This is a genomic window from Lentzea californiensis, assembly GCF_024648825.1.
In the GTDB taxonomy this organism is placed as follows: Bacteria; Actinomycetota; Actinomycetes; order Mycobacteriales; family Pseudonocardiaceae; genus Lentzea; species Lentzea californiensis.
Genome location: NZ_JANBBE010000011.1, coordinates 1 through 24,018, shown reverse-complemented (window position 1 = coordinate 24,018; position 24,018 = coordinate 1). Strand labels below are relative to the sequence as shown.

Annotated in this window: 24 protein-coding genes; 13 read left to right on the top strand and 11 right to left on the bottom strand. The window is 69.6% G+C overall.

Annotated features, from left to right (window positions below):
* The first annotated feature begins 10 nt into the window (after nt 1-10).
* Nucleotides 11-952: a 4-hydroxy-3-methylbut-2-enyl diphosphate reductase gene (ispH, locus tag LX88_RS32070; RefSeq protein ID WP_258951518.1), complete on the top strand. Its 942-nt coding sequence runs from the start codon at nt 11-13 to the stop codon at nt 950-952.
* Entirely contained in the window at nt 942-2,648 is a 1,707-nt protein-coding gene (locus tag LX88_RS32065; protein ID WP_258951517.1) for a 1-deoxy-D-xylulose-5-phosphate synthase, read from the top strand. The genes ispH and LX88_RS32065 overlap by 11 nt, the downstream gene beginning before the upstream one ends.
* Here the strand turns inward: LX88_RS32065 and LX88_RS32060 are convergent.
* Both LX88_RS32060 and LX88_RS32055 read right to left on the bottom strand, forming a co-directional pair.
* Nucleotides 2,611-3,708, bottom strand: a complete 1,098-nt coding sequence (locus LX88_RS32060) for an acyltransferase family protein (RefSeq protein WP_258951516.1) — start codon at nt 3,706-3,708, stop codon at nt 2,611-2,613. The genes LX88_RS32065 and LX88_RS32060 overlap by 38 nt on opposite strands.
* Nucleotides 3,709-3,849: 141 nt before the next feature.
* The gene (locus LX88_RS32055; protein WP_258951515.1) at nt 3,850-4,971 is read right to left on the bottom strand and encodes a citrate synthase; all 1,122 of its coding nucleotides are present in this window, start codon (nt 4,969-4,971) and stop codon (nt 3,850-3,852) included.
* 42 nt (nt 4,972-5,013) lie between these two features.
* Between LX88_RS32055 and LX88_RS32050 the strand changes: the two genes are divergently transcribed.
* Complete coding sequence (locus LX88_RS32050) at nt 5,014-6,123, top strand: citrate/2-methylcitrate synthase (RefSeq protein WP_258951514.1); 1,110 nt, start codon at nt 5,014-5,016, stop codon at nt 6,121-6,123.
* Here LX88_RS32050 and LX88_RS32045 read toward each other — a convergent pair.
* Nucleotides 6,116-6,265, bottom strand: a complete 150-nt coding sequence (locus tag LX88_RS32045) for a hypothetical protein (protein ID WP_258951513.1) — start codon at nt 6,263-6,265, stop codon at nt 6,116-6,118. The genes LX88_RS32050 and LX88_RS32045 overlap by 8 nt on opposite strands.
* A 71-nt stretch (nt 6,266-6,336) precedes the next feature.
* Between LX88_RS32045 and LX88_RS32040 the strand changes: the two genes are divergently transcribed.
* The gene (locus tag LX88_RS32040) at nt 6,337-7,281 is read left to right on the top strand and encodes a GlxA family transcriptional regulator (protein ID WP_258951512.1); all 945 of its coding nucleotides are present in this window, start codon (nt 6,337-6,339) and stop codon (nt 7,279-7,281) included.
* Here LX88_RS32040 and LX88_RS32035 read toward each other — a convergent pair.
* Nucleotides 7,186-7,719, bottom strand: coding sequence for a MarR family winged helix-turn-helix transcriptional regulator (locus LX88_RS32035; protein ID WP_258951511.1), 534 nt, complete (start codon nt 7,717-7,719; stop codon nt 7,186-7,188). The genes LX88_RS32040 and LX88_RS32035 overlap by 96 nt on opposite strands.
* 94 nt (nt 7,720-7,813) lie before the next feature.
* Here LX88_RS32035 and LX88_RS32030 point away from each other — a divergent pair, with 94 nt between their 5' ends.
* The gene (locus LX88_RS32030; protein ID WP_258951510.1) at nt 7,814-8,371 is read left to right on the top strand and encodes a YceI family protein; all 558 of its coding nucleotides are present in this window, start codon (nt 7,814-7,816) and stop codon (nt 8,369-8,371) included.
* Here LX88_RS32030 and LX88_RS32025 read toward each other — a convergent pair.
* Complete coding sequence (locus tag LX88_RS32025) at nt 8,358-9,155, bottom strand: universal stress protein (protein WP_258951509.1); 798 nt, start codon at nt 9,153-9,155, stop codon at nt 8,358-8,360. The genes LX88_RS32030 and LX88_RS32025 overlap by 14 nt on opposite strands.
* A gap of 84 nt (nt 9,156-9,239) precedes the next feature.
* Between LX88_RS32025 and LX88_RS32020 the strand changes: the two genes are divergently transcribed.
* Nucleotides 9,240-9,890, top strand: a complete 651-nt coding sequence (locus LX88_RS32020; protein WP_030479008.1) for a response regulator transcription factor — start codon at nt 9,240-9,242, stop codon at nt 9,888-9,890.
* 246 nt (nt 9,891-10,136) lie between these two features.
* On the opposite strand, the gene LX88_RS32015 is transcribed toward LX88_RS32020, so the two are convergent.
* Complete coding sequence (locus LX88_RS32015; protein ID WP_443674879.1) at nt 10,137-11,762, bottom strand: sensor histidine kinase; 1,626 nt, start codon at nt 11,760-11,762, stop codon at nt 10,137-10,139.
* A 97-nt stretch (nt 11,763-11,859) separates the two neighbouring features.
* Here LX88_RS32015 and LX88_RS32010 point away from each other — a divergent pair, with 97 nt between their 5' ends.
* A complete protein-coding gene (locus LX88_RS32010) occupies nt 11,860-12,510 on the top strand; it encodes a hypothetical protein (RefSeq protein ID WP_258951508.1) in 651 nt (216 codons plus the stop codon).
* Here the strand turns inward: LX88_RS32010 and LX88_RS32005 are convergent.
* Nucleotides 12,507-13,664, bottom strand: a complete 1,158-nt coding sequence (locus LX88_RS32005) for a hypothetical protein (protein ID WP_258951507.1) — start codon at nt 13,662-13,664, stop codon at nt 12,507-12,509. The two genes, LX88_RS32010 and LX88_RS32005, sit on opposite strands and share 4 nt — an antisense overlap.
* An 81-nt stretch (nt 13,665-13,745) precedes the next feature.
* The gene (locus tag LX88_RS32000; protein WP_258951506.1) at nt 13,746-14,309 is read right to left on the bottom strand and encodes a CGNR zinc finger domain-containing protein; all 564 of its coding nucleotides are present in this window, start codon (nt 14,307-14,309) and stop codon (nt 13,746-13,748) included.
* A gap of 81 nt (nt 14,310-14,390) precedes the next feature.
* Between LX88_RS32000 and LX88_RS31995 the strand changes: the two genes are divergently transcribed.
* A complete protein-coding gene (locus tag LX88_RS31995) occupies nt 14,391-14,825 on the top strand; it encodes a nuclear transport factor 2 family protein (protein WP_258951505.1) in 435 nt (144 codons plus the stop codon).
* Nucleotides 14,826-14,830: 5 nt separating this feature from the next.
* The gene (locus LX88_RS31990) at nt 14,831-15,511 is read left to right on the top strand and encodes an MOSC domain-containing protein (RefSeq protein WP_258951797.1); all 681 of its coding nucleotides are present in this window, start codon (nt 14,831-14,833) and stop codon (nt 15,509-15,511) included.
* 184 nt (nt 15,512-15,695) lie between these two features.
* Here the strand turns inward: LX88_RS31990 and icmF are convergent, their stop codons facing one another.
* A complete protein-coding gene (icmF, locus tag LX88_RS31985) occupies nt 15,696-18,902 on the bottom strand; it encodes a fused isobutyryl-CoA mutase/GTPase IcmF (protein WP_258951504.1) in 3,207 nt (1,068 codons plus the stop codon).
* Nucleotides 18,903-19,038: 136 nt separating this feature from the next.
* On the opposite strand from icmF, the gene LX88_RS31980 reads away from it, so the two are divergent.
* Entirely contained in the window at nt 19,039-19,380 is a 342-nt protein-coding gene (locus LX88_RS31980; RefSeq protein ID WP_258951503.1) for an iron chaperone, read from the top strand.
* On the opposite strand, the gene LX88_RS44005 is transcribed toward LX88_RS31980, so the two are convergent.
* The gene (locus LX88_RS44005; protein WP_307791592.1) at nt 19,377-20,621 is read right to left on the bottom strand and encodes a helix-turn-helix transcriptional regulator; all 1,245 of its coding nucleotides are present in this window, start codon (nt 20,619-20,621) and stop codon (nt 19,377-19,379) included. The genes LX88_RS31980 and LX88_RS44005 overlap by 4 nt on opposite strands.
* Before the next feature lie 140 nt (nt 20,622-20,761).
* Here LX88_RS44005 and LX88_RS31970 point away from each other — a divergent pair, with 140 nt between their 5' ends.
* Nucleotides 20,762-21,670, top strand: coding sequence for an NADP-dependent oxidoreductase (locus LX88_RS31970; RefSeq protein ID WP_258951502.1), 909 nt, complete (start codon nt 20,762-20,764; stop codon nt 21,668-21,670).
* Here LX88_RS31970 and LX88_RS31965 read toward each other — a convergent pair.
* Nucleotides 21,631-22,521: a polyprenyl synthetase family protein gene (locus tag LX88_RS31965; RefSeq protein WP_258951501.1), complete on the bottom strand. Its 891-nt coding sequence runs from the start codon at nt 22,519-22,521 to the stop codon at nt 21,631-21,633. The genes LX88_RS31970 and LX88_RS31965 overlap by 40 nt on opposite strands.
* Before the next feature lie 179 nt (nt 22,522-22,700).
* Between LX88_RS31965 and LX88_RS31960 the strand changes: the two genes are divergently transcribed.
* Complete coding sequence (locus tag LX88_RS31960) at nt 22,701-23,666, top strand: aldo/keto reductase (RefSeq protein ID WP_258951500.1); 966 nt, start codon at nt 22,701-22,703, stop codon at nt 23,664-23,666.
* Nucleotides 23,667-23,788: 122 nt separating this feature from the next.
* On the top strand, nt 23,789-24,018 hold a 230-nt coding region (locus LX88_RS31955), incomplete at its 3' end, for a helix-turn-helix domain-containing protein (RefSeq protein ID WP_258951499.1).

Sequence of the window (24,018 nt, the reverse complement as noted above, 5' to 3'; positions counted from 1 at the left end):
AAGGCGCTCGATGACGGAACATCCGCCGCGTTCGGTGCTGCTCGCCTCACCCCGGTCGTTCTGCGCCGGGGTGGAGCGTGCCATCGAGATCGTGGAACGACTGCTGGACCAACGCGGCGGCCCCATCTACGTGCGCAAGCAGATCGTGCACAACGTCCACGTCGTGCGCGCGCTGGAAGCTCGGGGCGCCGTGTTCGTGGAGGAACTGTCCGAGGTGCCTTTCGGTGCCACGGCGGTCTTCTCCGCGCACGGCGTCTCGCCGGCCGTGCGCGCTGAGGCCCGGGCACGGTCGCTGGACGTGCTCGACGCGACGTGTCCTCTGGTGACGAAGGTGCACGCCGAGGCACGGCGTTTCGCCGAACGTGGCGACACCATCGTGCTGATCGGGCACGCCGGGCACGAGGAGGTCGAGGGCACGCTGGGCGAGGCGCCCGGCCAGATGGTGCTGGTGGAGACGGTGGCGGACGTCGAGGCGCTGGAGATCACCGGCCCGGTGTCCTACCTGACGCAGACGACGCTGGCCGTCGACGAGACGGCCGAGGTGGTCGCGGCGCTGGAGCGGAAGTTCCCGCAGGTGCGCGGCCCCGGTTCCGACGACATCTGTTACGCCACCACGAACCGGCAGATCGCCATCCGCGAGGTCGCCGCGCGGTCGGACCTGGTGCTGGTGGTGGGGTCGAAGAACTCGTCCAACTCGGTGCGGATGGTGGAGCTCGCGGCCCGCGGCGGCACGCCCGCCCACCTGATCGACGACGCCTCGGAGATCGACCCCGCGTGGCTGCACGGGGTGACGTCGGTAGGCCTGTCCGCGGGCGCGTCGGCACCTCCCGAACTGGTCGACGAGGTCGTGGCCGCCTTGGAGGCGCTGGGCACCGTCTCGGTGTCCACTCACACGACCGCGACGGAGACGATCGCCTTCACCCTCCCGCCGGCGGTGCGCAGTGCTGGCTGACATCACCTCGCCCGCGGACGTCCGGGCGCTCTCGTCCTCCGAACTCTCCTCGCTGGCCGGGGAGATCCGGTCGTTCCTGATCTCCAAGGTGCACCGGACCGGCGGCCACCTCGGCCCGAACCTGGGTGCCGTCGAGCTGACGATCGGTGTGCACCGGGTCTTCAACTCCCCGGTCGACGTGGTGCTGTTCGACACCGGGCACCAGTCGTACGTGCACAAGATGCTGACCGGCCGTTGCTCGGACTTCGACTCGTTGCGGCAGGCAGGCGGCATGTCCGGCTACCCGTCCGCGGCGGAGTCGGCGCACGACGTCATCGAGAACTCGCACGCCTCCACCGCACTGTCCTATGCGGACGGTCTGGCGAAGGCGTTCGAACTCGGCGGCGCGGATCGCCGGGTCGTCGCCATCGTCGGCGACGGCGCGCTGACCGGCGGGATGTGCTGGGAGGCGCTGAACAACATCGGTGGCTCGTCGCGCCCAGTCGTGGTGCTGCTCAACGACAACGGCCGCTCCTACGACCCGACGGCCGGTGGCTTCGCCGCGTCGTTGCTGAACGGCTCTGCGCGCGGGTTGTTCGAGGCGCTGGGTCTCGCGTACATCGGCGAGGTCGACGGCCACGACGTGCACGCCGTCGAGAACGCCTTGTGGGAGGCCAAAACACTCGGCCGCCCGGTCGTCGTGCACTGCAAGACCGTGAAGGGCAAGGGGTACAGCGCCGCCGAGACCGACGAGGCGGACCGCATGCACGCGGTCGGCGCGTCCGGTGCCGCGGGCGGGCGGACGTGGACCGACGCGTTCTCCGACGAGATCGTGTCCATCGGAGCGGAACGCCCGGACGTCGTCTGCCTGACCGCCGCCATGCTGGAACCGGTGGGGCTGCGGCCTTTCTCCGAGCGCTTCCCTGCGCGCGTGTTCGACGTCGGCATCGCCGAGCAGCACGCCGTGACGTCCGCCGCCGGCATGGCGATGGGCGGCCTGCACCCGGTCGTCGCCGTCTACGCGACGTTCCTGTCCCGTGCTTTCGACCAGTTGCTGATGGACGTGGCCCTGCACCGGCTGCCGGTGACGTTCGTGCTGGACCGGGCCGGTGTGACCGGCCCGGACGGCGCGTCGCACCACGGCATGTGGGACGCCTCCGTGCTGCCCGTGGTGCCGGGTCTGAGGCTGGCCGCCCCGCGCGATCCGGCTTCCCTGGCCGCCCTGCTGCGCGAGGCCGTCGAGGTCTCGGACGGCCCCACGGTGGTCCGGTACCCGAAGGCTTCCATCGGCCCGGACGTGCCCGCGGTGCGCCGCGTGAGCCACTTCGACGTGCTGCGCGAGGACCCGGACGCCGAGGTGCTCCTGATCTCGGTGGGCCCGCTGGCCGGTCCCTGCCTGGCGGCGGCGGAGGAGCTCGCCTCGCACGACGTCCGCGTCAACGTGGTGGACCCGCGCTGGACGGCTCCCCTGGACCCGCACCTCGTCAAGTACAGCGGTCAGCACCGCCTGGTGCTCGCCGTGGAGGACACGACGTCCACCGGAGCCCTGGGCGCACGTCTGGGCCAGGCCCTGGCCGGTTCCCCGGCCTGCGTGGCGACTTTCGCGCTACCGCCGCGTTTCCTGCCGCACGACTCACGCGCCCGCATCCTGCGCGCGCACGGCCTGGACGCGGCGGGCATCACGACGAGCGTGCTGAAGCGCCTCGGCGCGAAGTGACGTACCAGCCGATCCCGAACGACAACGCGATCGCCCCCGCGCCCACCAGCGGGGCCTTCACCTCCGCGGGAACGTCCAGCGGGCGCAGGCCGGTCGCGAGCGCCAGCAGGATCGGCCCCTGCACGACGAACGCGACGTAGGCGGACCGCGCCAGCCCCTCCGCGAAGGGCCCCTGGCGCGTCAGCCGCCGTTGCGCCAGCCCGATGAGCCACAGGCTTCCCGCCACCACGAGGATTCCCTCGACCAGAGCGAGGGCGGCGGCCTGCCACCTCCAGCCGCCGAGGAACGGTTCCGCGTTCCTGGCCAGATCCAGCACGCCCATGAGCGCCGCCGCCACGGGCAGCACGGCGATCGTGCCGATGACGACGTTGCGGGTCATGCGGTAGATCTCGTCCGGCACCCGTTCCGCGAGCTTGCGCCCGCCGATCGCCCCGAGCAGCAACATCCCGAGGCACTGCGGCCACCACCACAGGTGCAGGTCCCCGACCTGCCCGCTGCGCGCCGGGAACACCAGCCGGGTCAGGAAGGTCGTCCCCGCCACGATCATCGTCATGCCCGCCACGGTCCACGGCGTGATGGCGCGTTCCTTGATCGGCGGCGCCAGGGCGACCGCGATGCTGAAGATCAGCAGCACCCCGACGAACCACAGCGACCCGCTGTCCAGGAACGGCCGCCGGTCCGTGAACGCCTGCCACCACGAGACGTCCCGGCCGGCCCCGTTGTAGGCGATCCACACGAACGTCGGCCAGACGACGACGGCACTGACCACCCACGGCGTACCCAGCCGCACGAGCCGGTCGGCGATGAACCGCCGCCGGCCTTTGCGCTCGACGGAGCCGGGCGTGAAGATCCCGGCCATGAAGTAGAAGGTGCCCATGAAGAACAGGCCGGACGGCCCGACCAACGCCGCCAGCACCGTCTCGGTGCCGGGGTGGAACGTGACCTCGTTGACCTCGTCGTACGGCCAGCCGCCGATCGCGGCGTAACCCAGCAGCGCGTGGCCGCCGATGACCCACGCCACCAGGACGACCTTCAGGTTGTCCACTGCGGACAATCTCATGGTTCCGATGGTCCGCTTCCGGGCGCGCTCACACCAGCAGCCAACAGAGGCCTACAACACCCACCCGTCCTCCGTCGCCAACGCCACGCGGGGACCTTTCGTACCGTCATGCAGTACGAAAGGTCCCCGCGTGGCGTTTTGCTACGGCCTGTCGCCCGTGTACACACCCATCGTCCGGAACCGCAGACCCGGCTCCTTGTACTCCTCCATCGCGTGCGCGACCCACCCTGCGATCCGCGCGATGGAGAAGATGGCCTCCCCCGCGGTCGGCGGCATCGAGAACGTCAGCCCGAACTGCGCCAGCGCCAGGTCCATGTTCGGGAACGTCTTCGGCTGGGTGGCGATCACCTTGTCCACCACCAGGTCGCCGTTGCCGCGCAGCAGCGCCAGGAAGTGGTCGGCGCGCGGGTCACGGGACTGGTAGATGCGGTGGCCGAAGCCGGGGATCGGCTGACCGGCCCGCAGGTGTTCGGCGACGGTGCCCATCGGGTCGGACGCGGCCTGGGTGAGGAAGCGGTGCGCGATCGTCGCGGCGGCGCCGTGCCGCTGGCCCTCCATCGCGCCCAGGCCGGCGGAGACGACGGCGTACGGGTGGGCGTGGGCCGACGCGGCCACTCGCGCGGCCATGGTCGAGATGGCCAGGTCGTGGTCCGCCAGGAGGATCAGGGCGGCGTTGAGCAGGTCCGTCCGCGGGGGTTCCGGCGAGAGGCGGGCCCAGAGGCGGTCGGCGATGTCGGTGCCCGCCGGCCTGCCCAGCAGCGGCAGGGACTCGACGACGTCGGCGATCAGCGACATGGCGGTGGTGATCGCCCGGTCGAGGTCGAACCTCAGCGGGTCGCCCGCGCTCGCGAGGACCACGGCCACCCGGATCCGGTCGGTCAGGGTGGCGCTCTCCGGAAGGGCCATCCAGATCTCCTGGCCCTCGGGGAACTGCACGCCCTCCGAGTCGATCCCCGTCCACAGCCAGTGCGCCACGTCCTCGAAGCGCTTGGTGCTCGCGAGGCCGGGAACGGAGCGACCCCGGTAGTGGAGGCGGTCCTTCTCCAGCAGGGAGATGCGGGTGCGGATGCGATCCGTCACAGCGGCCACTGCGCCACGGGCACCAGTGCGTTGCGCCAGGGCCTCGACCTCGGCGACGTCGAACATGCTCTGGCGATTGACCTTCTTGCTGGTCAGGAGTTTGCGGCTGACGTATGAGTAGACCGTCGCCGGCTTCACCCCGAGTCGCCGCGCGGCCTGGTTCGTCGTCAACATTGATTCCATCAACGTTGACTGTACAAGACATGTTGACGGAGCCTTTCATCCATGTTGATTGATGCACCCAAAGGGCTTAAAGACGTCGTCGTCACCACCACCCTGATCGGGGACGTGAACGGTGCCGCGGGCTACTACCACTACCGCGAGCACGACGCGATCGAACTGGCCGAGACGCGCTCCTTCGAGGACGTGTGGTTCCTGTTCACCGAGGGCCGGCTGCCGAACGGGGACGAAGCCGCGCTCTTCGCGGCGCAGACCGCCGCGTTGCGACCGTTGCCGGAGGTGGTCAGCGAGGTGCTGCCCGCGATCGCGCGGTCGGGCTGCACGGCGCTGGCCGGGCTGCGGACCGCGCTCTCGATGCTGCCGTCGCAGCCGATGTGGGACGCGCCGATGAGCACGCGCAAGGCGGACGCGCTCAAGGTCAGCGCGATGACACCGACGATCCTGGCGGCACTGCACCGGCTCAAGCTCGGACTTGATCCCGTCCACCCCAGGGTTGATCTGTCCACGTCGGCGAACTGGTTGTACATGTTGACCGGACAGGAGCCGTCAACCTGGGCGAGCCGCGCTGTCGAGCAGTACCTGATCGCCACGATCGACCACGGCTTCAACGCGTCGACGTTCACCGCGCGCGTGGTCGCGAGCGCGGGAGCGGACATCGTGTCGGCGGTGACGGCGGCGATCGGGACGTTCTCCGGGCCGCTGCACGGTGGCGCACCGGACCGGGCGCTGGAGGCGCTCGACCTCATCGGCACGCCGGACAACATCGACACCTGGGTGCGGGAACGCATCGAGTGCGGTGAACGGATCATGGGTTTCGGGCACGCCGTCTACAAGACGGAGGACCCGCGGGCGCGCTTGCTCAAGAGGATCGCCCAGGAGCAGCCGACCCGCCTCACCGAGTTCGCGGTCACCGTCGAGCGCAGGGTCACGGAGCTGCTGGCCGAGCTCAAGCCCGGCCGGCAGCTGTACGCGAACGTGGAGTTCTACGCCGGCGTGCTGATGGAGCAGTGCGGCATCCCGCGCGAGATGTTCACGCCGACGTTCGCGTGCAGCCGGGTGGTCGGATGGTGTGCCAACGCGCTCGAGCAGTCCGAGGACACGAAGATCATCCGCCCGGTGGCCCGCTACACGGGACCCGCACCGCTCATCAGGTGAGGTATCGGAGGTCGTCGCCGACGCGGACGCGATCGCGGTCGTGGACGTCGGAGGAACCGGCCAGACCGGCGGTGCGGTCGCGGTGCCGGTCGAGCCAGACGGAGAGGGCGGCTACTGCGAGGACGATCGCTGCAAGAGTCATGTCAGTAAGTTTGCGACCGTCTATATCCCGCCAACAGTGGCAGATCTGACGATGCGCGCTAATATCCTGCCATGCTGCGATCGGTGGCGGTCCCCCTCATCGACGGCGTCGCGCCGTTCGAGTTCGGGCTGCTCTGCGAGGTGTTCGGCATCGACCGGACCGAAGAGGGTGTGCCGCTGGCCGACTTCCGGGTGTGCGGGGAGATCCCGAACGAGCCGGTGCCGACGAGCATCCGCGGCGTGAGCATCACGCCGGAGCACGGGTTCGACGCGCTGCAGAGCGTCGACCTGGTCGCGCTGCCCGCCGCGCGGGTTCGAGACGAGTACCCGGAGAAGCTGGTCAAGGCGCTCCGCGAGACCGACGCGACGCTGCTCAGCGTGTGCAGCGGGGCGTTCATCCTCGGCGCGGCAGGCCTGCTCGACGACCGGCACTGCACGACGCACTGGCGTGAGGCGGCGCAGTTCCAGGAGCGGTTCCCGAAGGCGCGGCTCGACGCCAGCGTGCTGTTCGTGGACGACGGGAACATCATCACCAGCGCCGGCACGGCGGCGGGCATCGACGCCTGCCTGCACCTGGTCCGGCGGGAGCTCGGCACCAAGATCGCCAACACGATCGCGCGCCGGATGGTCGTGGCGCCGCAGCGCGACGGCGGTCAGCGGCAGTTCGTGGAGCTGCCGATCCCGGAGTGCAACTCGGACAGCCTCGAACCGGTGCTGGAGCAGGTGCTCGACACGATCGCGGACAACCACACGGTGTCCACGATGGCGAAGCTCGCCGTCATGTCCGAACGGACTTTCGCGCGCAGGTTCGCCGCGGAGACCGGCACCACTCCCAACAAGTGGCTGTCACTCCAACGGGTGCTTCACGCACGCAGGCTGCTCGAGGAGACCGACCTGGACGTCGACGCGGTCGCGACCAGGTCAGGCTTCGGGACAGCCGCCCTCCTGCGACACCACTTCCATCGGGTCGTCGGCATCGCACCGAGCGACTACCGCCGCACATTCTCCTGTCGTTAGGCGCGTGAAGATCTTCTCGGAGATCGACCCCAGCGCCTCGACCTCGGCCTCGGTGAGCAGGTCGAACACCAGCTTGTGGACCGTTTCGGCGTGCGCCGGCGCGGCCTCCTCGATCGCGGAGCGGCCCTGGTCCGTCAGCACGACGAACGACCCGCGCCCGTCGCTGCTGCAGTTCTCCCGGCGCACCAGGCCGCGCTTCTCCATCCGTGCTACATGATGTGAGATGCGGCTCTTCTCCCAGTGCAAAGACCGTGCGAGCTCCAACACGCGCACGCGTTCATCACGCGTGTCGGTGAGCTGCACCAGCACGGCGAAGTCAGCCATCGAGATGTCCGAATCGACCGACATCTGCCTGCTCAGATGCGCATTGAGCTCCCCCTGCATGCGGACGTACGCACGCCACGCCCGCTGCTGCTCAGGTTCCAACCATCGTGTCACCGCTTCAGCATACGGGAATAGTTGACACATCATCCAGGTTCAGGCAGGGTGAGTGACACTTCAACCAAATCGAGCAACCGAAGGACTTGACACCATGACCTCCGCCACCAACCTCTCCGAACTGACCGGCGACTACGTCATCGACGGCTCGCACTCCCGCATCGGCTTCGTCGCGCGCCACGCCATGGTCACCAAGGTTCGTGGTGCGTTCAACGAGTTCGACGGCAAGATCTCCATCGACGGCGACAAGCCGGAGAACACCACCGCCTCGGTGAGCCTCAAGGTCGCGAGCATCGACACCCGCAACGCGCAGCGCGACGGCCACCTGGCCACCAACGACTTCCTCGACGCCGAGAACCACCCGGAGATCACGTTCGTCTCGACCTCCGCGAAGCAGGTCGACGACGGCAACTTCGAGATCTCGGGCGACCTCACCATCAAGGGCGTCACGAAGAACATCACCATCCCGTTCGCCTTCGAGGGCGTGGCCGTCGACCCGTACAACCAGACCCGCGTCGGCTTCGAGGGCTCGCACACGATCAACCGCAAGGACTACGGCGTGACCTGGAACGCCCCGCTCGAGACCGGCGGCGTCCTGGTCGGCGAGAAGATCGTGCTCGAGTTCGAGATCTCCGCGGTCAAGCAGGCCTGACGACGGCCACCGGGCACGGGGCGTGGTAGATCAGGGCCTGCGAGGTAGACCCGAGCAGCATCCCGGCGAATCCGCCACGCCCCCGCGACCCGACCACGAGCAGCCCGGCCCGTTGCCCGAGCTCCAGCAGCACCGGGATCGGTCGCTCCCCCACCACGAGCTGTTCCACCGCGACGTCCGGGTACTTCTCCAGCCACCCGGACATTCGCGTGTTCAGGGCCTGCTCGTCGTCGTCGGCCATCGTCGCCACCAGCGGCATGCCGGACGCCGCCGCCTCCTCGAACCCGAAGCCGATGGCCGGGTCCGACTCGGGCGAGAGGTCGACGCCCACCACCACGGGTCCTTGCTGCTGGTTTCCGCGGACCACCACCACGGGACACTCACCGTGGATCGACAGCGCCACAGCCGTTGAGCCGACCAACGCTCCGGTGAACCCGCCCAATCCATGCGACCCCACCACCACCTCTCGTGCGCGTGCAGACTCCGCGAGCAACACGGGCGTGGGGTGTTCCATGCGCAGGTCGTGCTCCAACGGCACATCAGGCGCCTCGGCCTGTGCGACGGCAACGGCCTGAGAAAGCCACATCCGCCCTTGGTCGTACATGGCCGAGCGCAGATCACGCGCTGATGAGATGACCTCCGGATACCCGCGCGTCGGCAATGTGTAGGCGTGCACCAGCCGCAACGGCGCACCGTGGAGCACGCACGCGCGGGCGGCCCACGCCACCGCGGCGAGCGCGGAGGAGGAACCGTCGACCCCGACGACAACGGGAAGTCCGCTCATGATCCCAAAATAGGCCCGATCGTCGCAGTGAGCCGCGTGCCGTTGGTCCCCTCATGCCAGGGTCTTTGGGCTACCGTGACCTCCATGGCGACGCGTGTTTTCCTCGTCGACGACCACGAGATCGTCCGGCGCGGCATAGCGGACCTGCTCGGCGAGGAGTCCGATCTCGAGGTGGTCGGTGATGCGGCATCGGTGACGGAGGCCCTGGCCAAGGTGCCGGGCGCGCAGGCCGACGTGGCGGTGCTCGACATCAGGCTGCCCGACGGCAACGGCATCGAGCTGTGCCGTGAGCTGCGCAGCCGCATCCCGGGCCTGCAGTGCCTGATGCTGACGAGCTTTGCCGACGACGAGGCCCTGTTCGACGCGATCATGGCGGGCGCCTCCGGCTTCGTGCTGAAGCAGATCCTCGGCGCGGACCTGGTCAACGCCGTGCGCACCGTCGCGGCCGGACAGTCCCTTCTGGACGCACGCACGACTTCCGCGCTGCTCAACAGGATCCGCCGCGAGCGCGAGGAGGGCGACCCGCTGCGCATGCTCAGCGAGCAGGAGCGCACGGTGCTCGACCTGATCGGCGAGGGCCTGACCAACCGCCAGATCGCCGAGCGCATGTTCCTCGCCGAGAAGACCGTCAAGAACTACGTCTCACACCTGCTGGCGAAGCTCGGCATGCAGCGGCGCACGCAGGCCGCCGTGTTCGCGTCGCAGTTCCGCAAGGACGGCGACAAGCTCCGCTAGTGTCCTGCGTCGGAAATTCGTCATCAAAGTATGAAGGTTGATGAGGGGAGCTTTCATCAACCTCAGGTTTGGGAAAGCTCCCCTCATCAACGTCGCGGGGCCTCAGCCACGCCGTCATCAACTGCACGCGGGGCGCTTTCGTGCGCTCCACGTGCACGAAAGCGCCCCGCGTGCGGCACAAACGGCAGGGACTTCAGCGGCGGACTTCCGGCGTAGGGCACTAGCTCAAAGGGACGCGCGACACCACTACCCCAGTGGAACGCGCCAGACGAGGCACGCTCCGCCGCCGTCCGGCGCTGTCACCTCCAGCGACCCGCCGAACTTCACCGCGCGGTGTGCCAGGTTGCGCAGGCCGCTGCGCGAGGCGTCCGCCGAGATGCCGACGCCGTTGTCCTGCACGGTGATCACGACGTCCTCGCCCGCGTCGATCAGCACTGTCAGTTCGGTCGCGGAGGCGTGCCGCACGCAGTTCGTGACGGCCTCGCGCACGACGGCCTCGACGTGCTCGGCGAGTTCGGGCGGCACCGAGTTGTCCACGGTGCCGGACATGCGGATGGACGGCTTGAGGTGCGTCGACTCGGTCAGGCCCGCGACGAGGTCGAGCAGCCGGCGGCGCAGCGAGGTGTTGTCGTTCGAGTGCAGGTCGAAGATGGACGTGCGGATCTCGCGGACCGTCTCGTCGAGCTGCACGACGGCGGTCCGCAGGCGGGCGGCCACCTCGGGATCGGTGATGCGGCGCAGGGTGGCCTGCAGGGTGAGGCCGGTGACGAACAGGCGCTGGATGACGTGGTCGTGCAGGTCGCGGGCGATGCGGTCGCGGTCCTCCAGCACGTCGAGCAGGCGCTGGGAGCGTTGCTGCTCGGCGAACTCCAGGGCGACGGCCGCCTGGTCGGCGAACGAGGCGAGCATCGGGACCTGGTCGGGCAGGAAGCGGGTCTCGCCGGTGCGGCGCAGCACGACCAACGCGCCGGTCACGCCCATCTCCGACCGCAGCGGGACGGCCAGGACGGGACCGAAGACCGGACCCAGGTCGTCCGCCAGGAGCGGGACGCCGGAGTGGATCACCTCGTCGACGGCGTGGTCGGCGGCGTCGAAGTCGTCGATCTTCATGCCCGCGGTCGCGGCGACGGAGAGCGGGGTGTGCCGGCCGTCGCCGAGGACGACCAGGGCCGAGTCGGCGCCGGCAAGCTCGACGGTGCGCTGGGTGATCAGGCGCAGCGCGTACTCGCCGGAGGCGCCGCCCAGCAGTTCGGAGTTGACCTCGCCGATCGCCTCGAGCCACCGCTCGCGCATGCGGGAGCGTTCGAACAGGCGGGCGTTCTCGATCGCGATGCCCGCGGCGGCGGCCAGGGCCAGCAGAACGGCCTCGTCGTCGGCGGTGAACTCGGCGGCGTCGATCTTCTCGGTCATGTAGAGGTTGCCGAACACCTCGTCGCGCACGCGCACGGGCACGCCCAGGAAGCTGTGCATCGGCGGGTGGTTGGCCGGGAAGCCGACCGACATCTCGTGCTGGGCGAGGTCGCGCAGGCGCAACGGCGTCGGGTCCTTGATGAGCAACCCGAGCAGGCCCTTGCCCTCGGGCAGGTGGCCCATGGACCCGCGGGTCACCTCGTCCACGCCGACGTGGAGGAACTGCGAGAGGTCGTCGCGGGTGCCGAGCACGCCCAGCGCGCCGTAGCGGGCACCGACCAGGTCCACGGCCGCCTGGACGATGCGCAGCAGGGTCGGCTCGAGTTCCAGACCGGACGCGACGGCGAGCACCGCTCCCAGCAGTTCCTGCATGTGGTCGCGGGTGGTCACGATCTCGTCCATGCGGTCCCGGACCTCGTCGAGCAGCTCGTCGAGGTCGCGGCGACCAGGCACGTCAGGCACGCCGCCTACATTCGCACATTTTCGACCAACTCACGGCCCTAGGAAGTGGGGACCTTCGACCGTGGTTCGGTAGTCGCTCCGACCGGACAGTATGACCATGACCGTCACCGTGCCCGGCTCGCTCGGACTCGCGAGTGAGGAGGTGCGCGGCGTGCTCTCCCTCGCCAGGGCCTCCGCTCCCGGCGTGCGGTTCGAGGTGCGTCCCGAGCAGATCGAGCTGCACACCACCGGGCCGCACAGCCGCGAGACGCGACTGGCCTGCGGGGTGGCGCTGCTCAACGCCCGCCTGGCACTGCAGGGACACGGCATCCGTCCACTGGTGACGCTGCTGCCCGGCCAGAGCGCGCACGACGCGGCGGCGGCCATCAGGCTCGGCGGCTACCAGGAACCGGGCCCGGACGTGCTCGCGTTGCTCCGGTCGCTGCACGCGAACCGTCGCACGTGGACGACGTTCCCCGAACCCGCCGCCTGGCGCGGGTTGCTGTCGCGGGCGGCCGAAGTGGAGCGTGCGTGGCTGCACGTGCGCAGCGGCACCGAGCTGGTGCTGTGCACGTTCACCCAGGGCGCCGCGGCGGAAATCCGTGCGGGACAGGCGATGCAGCGCGTCGTGCTGGCCGCGGGAACGGCCGGGTTCGCCGTCTCCCCCGCGCACGACCCGGTGATCCTGTCCGCGTTGCGCGCGGAGCTGCGCCCCTGCCTCGGCGACACGCTGGTACCCCAGATCGTGTTGCGCCTGGGCACCCCTTAGCGGGCCATCACCGCCTTCCACAGCAGCCGCGCCAGCTCCGGGTGGCAGATGTCGTTGTGAGCGCCCGCGATCCCGTCGATCCGGCGGATCACGGACGTGCAGTCGACGTTGTGCACCTGCCCGCGCTGGAGCTCGCCGGGTGCGCCGATCTTGTGGCCGTGCGCGTAGGTGCCCTGCACGCCGTGCGAGCCGAGCCCGCCGTACTTCGGGTACTCGTCCAGGTCGACCTGCCGGCCCGAACGCGCGGCCAGCGGGTAGAAGCGGCCGATGGCGTAGTCGTTCGACGACGTGGTGACGATGATCGGGCCGGGCACGCGGCCGAGCACGCCGCGGAAGTAGCCGGAACCGGGTTCGCCGGGCAGCCGTTCCGCGAACGACCACAGCGACATCGCGCCCTGCACCAGGGTCAGCGTCGCGGCGGGCACCACGTTCGCCATCGCGGTGGCGGTGATGCAGCCGAAGCTGTGGCCCATCAGGTGGATGCGGGCGTTCGGGGCGGTCTGGGCGACCTCGCGGGCGATCCTGGCCGCGCCGCTCTCGCCGAACACCTTGGCGCGCCGCTTCATCTTCCAGAACGTCAGGATCCGCAACGGCGACAGGATGCCGCCCAGCGCCGGGTCCTCCAGGCATGCCCGGTAGAGCTGTTCGGCGTCGAACGCCATCCCGTCCTCGCCCGGCAGGTCGGGAACCGAGCTCTCCAGGTAGTCGTAGGCCTGTTTGACCGCCGGCGACATGCGGCACGGGTGCTGCCGCGCGGCCTGGACGATCGTGCGCACGGCGGCCGTGCGCCCGGCACCGCCACCGAGGCGGTTGGCCTGCGCCTTGATGAACTCGTCCGACCGCACGTCCTCGTCGCCCCACGCCTTCGACGGCCAGTGCAGGCCGACGAGCAGGGACTTGAAGCCGCCCGGAAGCCGGTGTGCCGCTTCACGTTCGGCACGGCAGCCGGCCATCGTCGCGACCCACCGCCCGTACTGCTCACGGGCGGCCGGCACGTCGCCGTTCCACCCGTGGATGAAGAAGAAGACGTCCGTGACGCCTTGGCGGGCGTCGTACAGCACGTCCGCGCTGTCCCGCCCCCGCTCGTTGCCCGTCTCGTCGAAGCAGACGAGGTGATAGCTGATGTCGTGACCTGGCACGGATTCTCGGGACATCGCGGATCACCACCACACAGAACGCGCCCAACTGTTGTCCGATTAATCGGAATCCGGGCGGCTCATGTTTACCCCCGCTGATCAGGAAAACCCGTTCGGACCAGGGGATTCACCCCGATTGCGCCGGTAGTGGCGGGCCGCGCGGACCCTGTTGCCGCACGACGGCGAGCACCATTCACGGCGCGGATGATCCTTCACGAAGTACAGCACGCAGCCCGGCGCATAACAGGCGCGCAACAGAACCCTGTTCTCGCCGGTGAACAGGTCCACGGCCTCCGCGGCGATCGAGGCGCGCTCACGGTCCGCGAGCGATCCGTCGCTTTCGTTGTGCCGCAACAGTTCGCCGTCGCGCACGGTCAGCTGCGGCCACCGCTGCGCACTGCGCGCCGCATGGTTGACCTCAGCCACGGCCCGCTCCAGGTCACGATCGCGCGCGACCGGACGCGTGTCCTCGGTCAGCACGCCCGCGAGGTCGCGCAGCGCCTGCCGCAACGAGCGGAACGCGTCGAGATCGGCCTGATCCGCCGGAACACCCAGGAACTCGCGAAGTCCACCGACAGTCGTCAGGTCGTCGTGAACCTGCGACCGATTGGCCCAGATGGTGTTCATCAGCAGGACCGGACGGGGTTCGTCGGGCGTCAGCACGTCTAACGGTAACACAGGCTTGCATCCGTTAGAGACTCGTTCTAACGTTTGCAGCATCGCCCAACCGTTGGAAGGATCGTCGTGACACTCGTGCCCCCGTTCGACGCCGAGACCGCCCGCCTCAAGGTGCAGGCGGCCCAGGACGCCTGGAACACCAAGGATCCGGTTCGTGTGGCCGGCGCGTACACACCGGATTCGGTGTGGCGCAACAGATCCGAGTTCGTCCACGGCACCGGCGAGATCGTCGCGTTCCTGACGAAGAAGTGGGAGCGCGAGCACGAGTACGTCCTGCGCAAGTCACTGTGGGCGTTCGGCGACGACCGCATCGCCGTGCGCTTCCAGTACGAGTGGCACGACGACGAGGGCCAGTGGTGGCGCAGCTACGGCAACGAGAACTGGGAGTTCGCCGAGTCCGGCCTGATGCGCAGGCGCGAGGCGAGCATCAACGACGTGAAGATCGCCGAAGCCGAGCGCCGCGTCGACCCCGGCTCGACCTACGAGATCCCGGCGGAGTGAGAACCATGCACGTCAAGGCGTTGTGGCGGTTCCCGGTGAAGTCACTGGGCGGCGAAGAACTCCAGCAGGCCACGTTCACCCCGGACGGCGTCGAGGGCGACCGGCTGGTGCACGTGCGGGGCCCGCGCGGCGTGCTCACCGGACGGACCCGGTACGGCCTGCTCACGATCCCCGCGACCACCGGCCCGGACGGCCCGCTGGTGGACGGACATCCCTGGGACAGCTGGCAGGCCCACGAGCGGGTGCTGCCGTTCGGCGGCAGGCTGACCCGCTACACCGGTCCGGAGCGCTTCGACGTGCTGAACGTCCTGGTGGCCACGGACGGCCAGGTCGAGGCCGCGGGAGTCGACGTGCGGCGGCTGCGGCCCAACATCCTCATCGGCGACGTCGAGGCCGGCGAGGAGGACGGCTGGCCGGGACACGCGCTGGTCGTCGGCGACGTGGTGATCGGGATGTACAAGAAGCGCGCCCGGTGCGTGGTCACGACGATCGACCCGGACACCGGCGCTCAGGACCTCGACGTGCACCGGCGCATCCGGCACGAGTTCGGTGGTGTGCTGTGCCTGGACAGCTGGGTGGTCCAGCCGGGCGTGGTCAACGTCGGCGACGCGGTGGAGCTGGTGCCGACCGACGAGCTCCCCGCACACATCGGCGGGTGGATCGTCGGCCGGCCCTACGCGGTCTGACCACTTGACCCGGGAAGGTCTTCCCCGAGACGACGGCCGACCCACACTTGAGCGAGCACGGCTCAAGTCTCCAGCCGCACGCGGGGACCTTTCGTGCGGTCTGACCGCACGAAAGGTCCCCGCGTGCGGTCACCACAAAACACGTGTCGGGCTTGTCCGCCACCGGGTCGTTCCGCTGGGGCGTTCAGATGTTGCGGCGGTACTGCCCGCCCACCTCGAAGAACGCCTCGGTGATCTGGCCGAGCGTGCACACGCGGGCCGCGTCCATCAGCACCGCGAACACGTTCTCGTTCGTCTGCGCCACCTCGCGCAGGCGGGCCAGCGCCTTCTGGGCCTCGTCGCGGTGCGCGGCCTGGTAGGCGCGGGTGCGCTCGACCTGCGACTCCTTCTCCTCCTCGGTGGCGCGCGCGAGCTCGATCTTCACGACCTCGCGCGTGCCGTCCTCGGGCAGGAAGGTGTTGACGCCGATCAACGGCAGCGAGCCGTCGTGCTTGCGCTGTTCGTAGAGCATCGACTCGTCCTGGATGCGGCCGCGCTGGTAGCCGGTCTCCATCGCGCCGAGCACGCCGCCGCGTTCGGAGATGCGGTCGAACTCCATCAGCACGGCCTCTTCGACGAGGTCGGTCAGCTCGTCGATGACGAACGAGCCCTGCAGCGGATTCTCGTTGGCGGAGAGGCCCCACTCCTTGTTGATGATCATTTGGATGGCCATCGCGCGGCGGACGGACGACTCCGTTGGAGTGGTGATCGCCTCGTCGTAGGCGTTGGTGTGCAGGGAGTTGCAGTTGTCGTACAGCGCGCAGAGGGCCTGCAGCGTCGTGCGGATGTCGTTGAAGTCCATCTCCTGCGCGTGCAGCGAACGGCCCGACGTCTGCACGTGGTACTTGAACTTCTGCGAACGCTCCGCGGCGCCGTAGCGGTCGCGCATGGCCACGGCCCAGATGCGGCGTGCCACGCGGCCGATGACGCTGTACTCGGCGTCCATGCCGTTGGAGAAGAAGAACGACAGGTTCGGCGCGAAGTCGTCGATGTTCATGCCGCGGGCGAGGTACGACTCGACGTAGGTGAAGCCGTTGGCCAACGTGAAGGCGAGCTGGCTGATGGGGTTCGCCCCGGCCTCGGCGATGTGGTAGCCCGAGATCGACACGGAGTAGAAGTTCCGGACCTGCTGCTGGATGAACCACTCCTGGATGTCCGCCATCATGCGCAGCGAGAACTCCGTGGAGAAGATGCAGGTGTTCTGGCCCTGGTCCTCCTTGAGGATGTCGGCCTGAACGGTGCCGCGGACGTTGGCCAGCGCGTAGGCCCTGACCTTCTCGTACTCCTCTGCGTCCGGCTCACGGCCTTCCGCGTCCCTGAACTTCCCGACCTCCTGGTCGATCACGGTGTTCAGGAAGTACGCGAGGATCGTCGGCGCCGGGCCGTTGATCGTCATCGACACCGACGTCGTCGGCGCGACGAGGTCGAAGCCGTCGTACAGGGCCTTCATGTCGTCCAGCGACGCGATCGAGACGCCGGAGGTGCCGATCTTGCCGTAGACGTCCGGCGGGGTGTCGGGGTCGCGGCCGTAGAGCGTCACCGAGTCGAACGCCGTCGACAGGCGCGTGGCCGGGTTGCCCTTCGACAGGTACTTGAAGCGGCGGTTCGTGCGGAACGCGTCGCCCTCCCCCGCGAACATGCGCGCCGGGTCCTCGCCCTCGCGCTTGAACGGGAAGACCCCGGCGGTGTAGGGGAAGAAGCCCGGCAGGTTCTCCTTGCGCAGGAACCGCAGCAGCGAGCCCTCGTCGTCGTAGCGGGGCAGGCTGACCCGGCGGACCTGGTTGCCGGACAACGTCTCGCGCGTCAACGACGTGCGGATCTCCTTGTCCCGCACCTTGAACACGAGCTCGTCACCGGAGTACTGCTCGACGGTCGCCGGCCACGCCCGCAGCAGGTCCGCCGTCTCGCGGTCGACCTCGCGCTCGGCCTCGGAGGCCAGCTCCGCGATGTCCGCGACGCCCTTGCCCGCCGCCTCCAACGCCTTCTGCGCACCGGAGAGCTGGAGGTGCCTGCGGACTGCCGCGACCTGCGCGTCGGTCCTGCGGTGGTAGCCGCGCACGGTGTCCGAGATGTCGGACAGGTAGCGGGCACGGGCGGCGGGCACGACCGTGGAGGCGCTCGTGGACGTCTTGCCGGCGACGGGGGCGAGGGCGCCCTCTTCGGCGTGCAGGCCGTGTTCGACCAGGCCGTCGCGCAGGAACTGGTAGAGCGCCGTCACGCCGTCGTCGTTGAACGTCGCGGCGGACGTGCCGTAGACCGGCATGTCCTCCCACTTGACGCCGAACGCCTCGCGGTTGCGCACCATCTGCCGTGCGACGTCCCTGCGCGCGTCCTCGGCACCACGGCGCTCGAACTTGTTGATCGCCACGGCGTCCGCGTAGTCGAGCATGTCGATCTTCTCGAGCTGTGACGCGGCACCGAACTCCGGCGTCATCACGTACAGCGAGAAGTCGACGAACGGCACGATGGCCGCGTCACCCTGACCGATACCGGGCGTCTCGACGATGACCAGATCGGCACCGGACGCCTTGCACGCCACGATGGCCTGCTCCAGGCCGTCCGGGATCTCGCTGCCCGCACGGCGCGTGGCCAGCGAACGGAAGAACACGCGGTCGCCGTCTAGGCAGTTCATCCGGATGCGGTCGCCGAGCAGCGCGCCACCACCACGCCGGCGCGTCGGGTCGACGGCGAGCACGGCGATGCGCAGCTTGTCCTGCTGGTCGAGCCGGAAACGGCGGACCAGCTCGTCGGTGAGCGACGACTTGCCCGAGCCACCGGTACCGGTGATGCCGAGGACCGGCACCTTGCGCGTGGTCTCCAGGGGCTCCGCGGTGCCGGCCTCGATGTGCGTGATCGCGCGCGCCAGGGCCTCGTCCGCCCCCGTCAGCAGCGCGTCGTGGCTGAACGGCTCCGTCAGCGCGTGGTCGCACTCCTCGATCATCAGGTTGATCATCCGGGCGAGGCCGAGCGTCTGCCCGTCCTGCGGCGAGAAGATCCGCGCGACCCCGCGCGAGTGCAGCAGCTCGATCTCCTCGGGGACGATCACGCCGCCACCGCCGCCGTAGACCCGGATGTGCCCGGCGCCGCGCTCGTTGAGCAGCTCGACCAGGTACGAGAAGTACTCGACGTGCCCGCCCTGGTACGCGCTGATGGCGATGCCCTGGACGTCCTCCTGGATCGCCGCGTCGACGACCTCCGACACCGACCTGTTGTGGCCGAGGTGGATGACCTCCGCACCCTGCGACTGCAGGATCCTCCGCATGATGTTGATAGCCGCGTCGTGGCCGTCGAACAGGCTGGACGCGGTCACAAAGCGCACCGGGTTCGCCGGCTTGTGCAGAGTGGTCGCCATGAGAATAGTTTGACTTCCTACTATCGGACGTGCAACCGAGGGTGGTCCAGGTCTCTGTATCGAGAAGGAAAAGACATGGTCCCGCCAGGTGCCACAGGTTCGCTCGCGGAGCACTTCGCGCGAGTAGCGTGCCGCCATGGCCGACGTCGACGACTACTTCGCGAGCCTCGACGCCCCGGCGCGCGACGCGTTCGCCCACATCCGCGCACTGGCCGAGGAACTGGCGCCGGCAGCCGAGCAGGGCCTGAGCTACGGAATGGCCGCGCTGAGGCTCAAGGGCAAGCCTCTGCTCGGGTTCAAGGCGGCGAAGGACCACCTGGCCGTGTTCCCGTTCAGCCCCGCGGCCGTGGACGTGGTGCGCGACCGGCTGGCCGGGTTCTCGCTCTCCAAGGGCACCGTGCGGTTCACCCCGGACGCGCCGCTGCCCGACGACGTGGTCCGCGACCTCGTGCGGCAGCGGATGGGCGAGATCGGCTAACGCGCGGCGCCCCACTCGTGCGCTAGCGCTGCGGCCTCGCCGCGTGAGCCGACGCCGAGCTTCTCCAGGATCTTCGCCACGTGGAACTTCACCGTGGACTCGCTGATGTGCAGCTCACCGGCGATGTCGCGGTTGCGGCGGCCACGGGCGAGACGGCCGAGCACCTCCAACTCCCGCGCGCCCAGCACGGTCAGCGGGTCCTCGCGCGGGCTCTCCGGCGGCCCGAGCGGCACCTCGATCGTCACGGTGGCGCCCCAGCCGGGCACCGCGTCGACCTCGACCTTCCCGCCGAGCGGCCCGAGGCGTTCCGGTACCCGGCGCCGGTCGAGGCTGCCGCAGGACAGGGTGCCGGGGCCGTCGTCGCGCACGGTCGCCCTCAGCACGGCGCCGACGATCTTCCAGCCGATGTGGACGCGGCCGACGCCGCCCTGGTCGTCCAGCATGGCGTGCACGGCCGACCTGACCACCGCGGCGGCCGTGGCGGAGATCTCGGTCGGCACGATCCGGTCGGCACCCTCCTCCGCGCCGGGCGTGCCCAGGTCCAGGCGCACGTCGCGGCCGCGCAGCACGCGGCGCAACGACTCGGCGAGCCGTTCGAAGGCCTCCCCCGCCCGTTCCTCGGTCTGCGCCCGGTCCAGGTCGGCCCGCGACCGCAGCTCGACCAGCGCGGTGACGGCGAGGTCGACGGACCGCGAGCGGGCGACGGCGTCGTCCACGCCGGGGTCGCGCAGCACGCCTAGCAGCGCGGTCAGTGAAGCGCCGTACGCGTCGCCGAGGTCGGAGATGGCGACGGCACGCGCCGCCGCGGCCGCCCGGGACACGGCCAGCGTCGCGGGCACCGCCTCGTTGCGCAGGCCCTCCATGTGCGCGGTCACCACGTCCCACAACGCGACGGCGGGTGCCAGCACCTCGTCGGTCACGGGGGTGTCGTCGGCGCGCAGGAGCACCAGCAGTGCGCCCGGTACGGACACGTCGCTCACCAGCACGACGACCGGCACCTCGGCCCCGGCCATGGCCGCGCGCCCCTGCCAGGCACCCCGGCTCGGCAGCAGGGGACGCAACGCGGCGATGTCGGTGATCGTCACCGGCGTCTCGCCGCGGAGCTTGAACGGCGCGAACGAGCAGTTGGACAGCTCGACCACGGCGTGGTGCGGAATGGCGCCGGCGATCGCCGCCGACAGCCGCGGCAGCGTCTCGCACAGCGGTGCCCGGATCACGTCGGCGGCGGCCAGCAGGTCCATGGTGACCAGCGTAGTCCGACCAGACGTGCACCCGGCTGGTCTTTCGGCTAGGTGGGACTAGCCGAAGTGCGGGGGCGGGCAGGGCATCGCCGTCGCTAGGGTTGACATGTCAACCAAACGACGAGCACCTGGAGTCAGAGATGAAGGCGATCACCTACACCGCGTTCGGCGGCCCGGAAGTGCTGAGTCTGAACGAGGTCGAGGAGCCGCACGCCGGTCCGGGACAGGTGCGGTTGAAAGTGGTGGCCGCGGCGGTCAACCCGCTGGACCACAAGATCCGCAACGGGTGGATGCCACCGCAGATGACGCCCCCGTTCCCGGCGACCCCCGGCCTGGAGGCGGCCGGCATCGTCGACGAGGTCGGCGAGGGCGTCACCGGCGTCGCGGTCGGCGACGCGGTCCTGGGCTGGACCGTCACCGGCGCCTACGCCGAGTACGCGCTGGCCTCCGACTTCGCCCTCAAGCCCGCGGACCTCGACTGGGACACGGCCGCCGCACTGCCCGTGGCCGTCGAGACGTCGGTCCGCGTGCTCGACGAGCTGAAGGTCGGCGAGGGCGACACGCTGCTCGTCCACGGGGCCGCGGGCGTGGTCGGCGCCGTCGGCGTACAGCTCGCGGTGGCCCGCGGTGCCACCGTCATCGGCACCGCCTCCCCCGCCAACCACGACTACCTGCGGTCGCTCGGCGCCACCCCGGTCGCCTACGGCGAGGGGCTCGCCGACCGGGTTCGCGCCGCCGCACCGCAGGGCGTCGACGCCGTGTACGACGCCGCCGGGCAGGGTGACCTGCCGCTGTCGGTCGAACTGCGCGGCGGCACCGAGCGGATCGTCACGATCGCCGATCCCCAGGCCGCCGAGTTCGGCGTCACGTTCTCCGGCGGAGGTGCGCCGTTCGGCGCGAGGCTGACCGAGTACGCCCAGCTCGTGGTGGACGGCAAGCTCGCTGTGCGAGTCGCGAAGAGTCTCCCGCTGGCCGAGGCGGCCGAGGCGCAGGACCTCGTCGCGACCGGTCACGCACCGGGCAAGGTCGTGCTGCGCCCCGTCGGCTGAGCCGGCACGGCCGGGGCCGGGACGCACCGGGCGGTCGTGAGCTCCTCGGCCAGCGCCGTCAGCTCTGCCGCCGCCCGCGCCCCCGGACCGCACCGCCGCAGGTGGTTCAGGGCGCGGGCGAGCAGCAGTCCGGCCTGCTGCTCGCACCACTTCCGCCCGCCGGCGACGCTCATCCCGGAGTTCGCCGCCGCCACGACCGGGAGCGTGCGGCGGCCGTGCGCGAGGGCGTCGGGGAGGGCCAGGACGTCGTCGACGTGCTTGCGCGCCAGGCCGATGTCGTCCCCGAACTGCCTGAGGTGGCCGGCCTGGCTCGCGCTCGCGCCGGCGGCCAGCGCCCCGAGCTCGCACGCCGCCGCCGGCAGTGAGCTGTGCTTCGCCGCCGCCACACCGAGGTGCTGGGCCAGGTCTACGTCGTCCTCCTCGTCCATGCCGATCTCCTGGACGTAACCGTCCACAACAGACATCAGTGCGACGTTGACGATCATCACCCAGGGCTTGGTGAGCCGTGCGAAGGCGAGCGAGAGCAGAGCATCCGCCGCCGAGACGACCCTGTCCGCGCCGAACGCCTCCCACGCGCCCCCGTGGATCATGAGGTCCGCGTGCAGTCGTTCGTGCAGTTGCGCGAACTCCAGCGCGAGGGCGACCCCGGTCGCGTCGGCGTCACCGAACGCCTCGGCGGAGAGCAGCACGAGCGCGGCCGTCGAGAAGTCCTGCCGTGCGAGGCCGAACTCGACCACCTCGCGTGTTTCGTCCGGAAGCTCCGCCAGCGCCGCCGGCAGCAAGGTCCCGACCGCGCAACGGGTGCGCTCCAGCACGTGCTGCGGTGGCGCGACCAGGTCGATGCTCGTCATGGCGCTTTCCTCTCAGACCCCGGGATGACGACGCTAAACCCGCTGGTCAGAGAATCAGGCCCACTAGCCACGGACGTGTCGAACAGAGGCACGATCCAGCGATCCGGACTACGTTGATGTTGAACGGGTTGTCGTCACCATCACCCGACCGTGATCATCGTTTTCCTGAGGGGCTGACCATGCGCTACACCAAGCTCGCCGGCATGGACGTGTCCGAGATCTGTCTCGGCATGATGAGCTACGGAGACCCGAAGCGGGGCGGCCACCCGTGGTCGTTGCCGGAGGAGGAGTCCAGGCCGTTCATCAAGGCCGCGCTCGACGCCGGGATCAACTTCTTCGACACCGCGAACATGTACTCGCACGGTTCCTCGGAGGAGATCACCGGCGCCGCGTTGCGCGACTTCGGACGGCGCGAGGAGATCGTGCTGGCGACCAAGGTGCACCACCGGATGCACGAGGGCCCCAACGGTTTCGGCCTGTCGCGGAAGTCGATCCTCGCCGAGATCGACAACTCGTTGCGCAGGCTGGGCACGGACTACGTGGACCTGTACCAGATCCACCGCTTCGACGGTTCCGTCCCTCTCGAAGAGACACTCGAGGCGCTGCACGACGTCGTGAAGTCCGGCAAGGCGCGCTACATCGGTGCGTCGTCCATGTACGCGTGGCAGTTCGCCAAGGCGTTGTTCACGCAACGCGAGAACGGCTGGACGAAGTTCGTGTCGATGCAGAACCACTACAACCTCCTTTACCGCGAGGAGGAGCGCGAGATGCTGCCGTTCTGCGCGGACCAGGGCATCGCCGTGATCCCGTGGAGCCCGCTGGCCCGCGGCCGCCTGGTCCGCGACTGGGACGCGACGACCGCGCGCACCGAGACCGACGAGTTCGGGTCCAGCCTGTACCTGGAGTCGGACCGCGCGATCGTCGACCAGGTCGCCGCCATCGCCACCGCCCGCGGGGTGTCGCGGGCACAGGTTGCGTTGGCCTGGCTGCGGCGCAATCCCGTTGTCACGGCACCGATCGTCGGCATCACCAAGCCCGCGCAGCTCGACGACGCGGTGGCGGCGCTGGACTTCGAGCTGACCGACGCGGAGGCGGAACAGCTGGAGTCGGGCTACCAGCCGCACCGCATCGCCGGGCACCACTAAGCCTGTTGCCAGAAGTTGTGTCTGTAACTCGCGGGAGTTGACCTTGCCGGGAACGTGAAGAGCCTCGTCGTGTTGGATTCGGTTACCACACCTGAACCCACCACAACGAGGCCTTCACCAGTATGCGCCCAGCGCATGTCTACGCCGATCTGACCCCTGCCCAGCACCTCGAACTGGTCACCGCGCTACACGGACCATGCCGAGTCGCCGCCCGAATCGTCATCGTCCTGCTGTCCGCATCCGGAATGAGCGCGCCCGAGATCGCCGAGCTGCTGCACTACGAGCCGGTCACCGTGCGCCGCTGGATCGCACGGCACACCCGCGACGGCATCACAGGGCTGCCCGACCGGCA

Coding starts and splice junctions, on each gene's coding strand:
- LX88_RS31970 (WP_258951502.1), top strand. CDS start 20,762: ATGAAGGCGATCACCTACACCGCGTTCGGCGGCCCGGAAGTGCTGAGT.
- icmF (WP_258951504.1), bottom strand. CDS start 18,902: ATGGCGACCACTCTGCACAAGCCGGCGAACCCGGTGCGCTTTGTGACC.
- LX88_RS32010 (WP_258951508.1), top strand. CDS start 11,860: ATGACCGTCACCGTGCCCGGCTCGCTCGGACTCGCGAGTGAGGAGGTG.
- LX88_RS32030 (WP_258951510.1), top strand. CDS start 7,814: ATGACCTCCGCCACCAACCTCTCCGAACTGACCGGCGACTACGTCATC.
- LX88_RS31965 (WP_258951501.1), bottom strand. CDS start 22,521: ATGACGAGCATCGACCTGGTCGCGCCACCGCAGCACGTGCTGGAGCGC.
- LX88_RS32020 (WP_030479008.1), top strand. CDS start 9,240: ATGGCGACGCGTGTTTTCCTCGTCGACGACCACGAGATCGTCCGGCGC.
- LX88_RS32045 (WP_258951513.1), bottom strand. CDS start 6,265: ATGACTCTTGCAGCGATCGTCCTCGCAGTAGCCGCCCTCTCCGTCTGG.
- LX88_RS32025 (WP_258951509.1), bottom strand. CDS start 9,155: ATGAGCGGACTTCCCGTTGTCGTCGGGGTCGACGGTTCCTCCTCCGCG.
- LX88_RS32050 (WP_258951514.1), top strand. CDS start 5,014: ATGTTGATTGATGCACCCAAAGGGCTTAAAGACGTCGTCGTCACCACC.
- LX88_RS31980 (WP_258951503.1), top strand. CDS start 19,039: ATGGCCGACGTCGACGACTACTTCGCGAGCCTCGACGCCCCGGCGCGC.
- LX88_RS31960 (WP_258951500.1), top strand. CDS start 22,701: ATGCGCTACACCAAGCTCGCCGGCATGGACGTGTCCGAGATCTGTCTC.
- LX88_RS32055 (WP_258951515.1), bottom strand. CDS start 4,971: ATGGAATCAATGTTGACGACGAACCAGGCCGCGCGGCGACTCGGGGTG.
- ispH (WP_258951518.1), top strand. CDS start 11: ATGACGGAACATCCGCCGCGTTCGGTGCTGCTCGCCTCACCCCGGTCG.
- LX88_RS32060 (WP_258951516.1), bottom strand. CDS start 3,708: ATGAGATTGTCCGCAGTGGACAACCTGAAGGTCGTCCTGGTGGCGTGG.
- LX88_RS31990 (WP_258951797.1), top strand. CDS start 14,831: ATGCACGTCAAGGCGTTGTGGCGGTTCCCGGTGAAGTCACTGGGCGGC.
- LX88_RS32040 (WP_258951512.1), top strand. CDS start 6,337: ATGCTGCGATCGGTGGCGGTCCCCCTCATCGACGGCGTCGCGCCGTTC.
- LX88_RS44005 (WP_307791592.1), bottom strand. CDS start 20,621: ATGGACCTGCTGGCCGCCGCCGACGTGATCCGGGCACCGCTGTGCGAG.
- LX88_RS32005 (WP_258951507.1), bottom strand. CDS start 13,664: ATGTCCCGAGAATCCGTGCCAGGTCACGACATCAGCTATCACCTCGTC.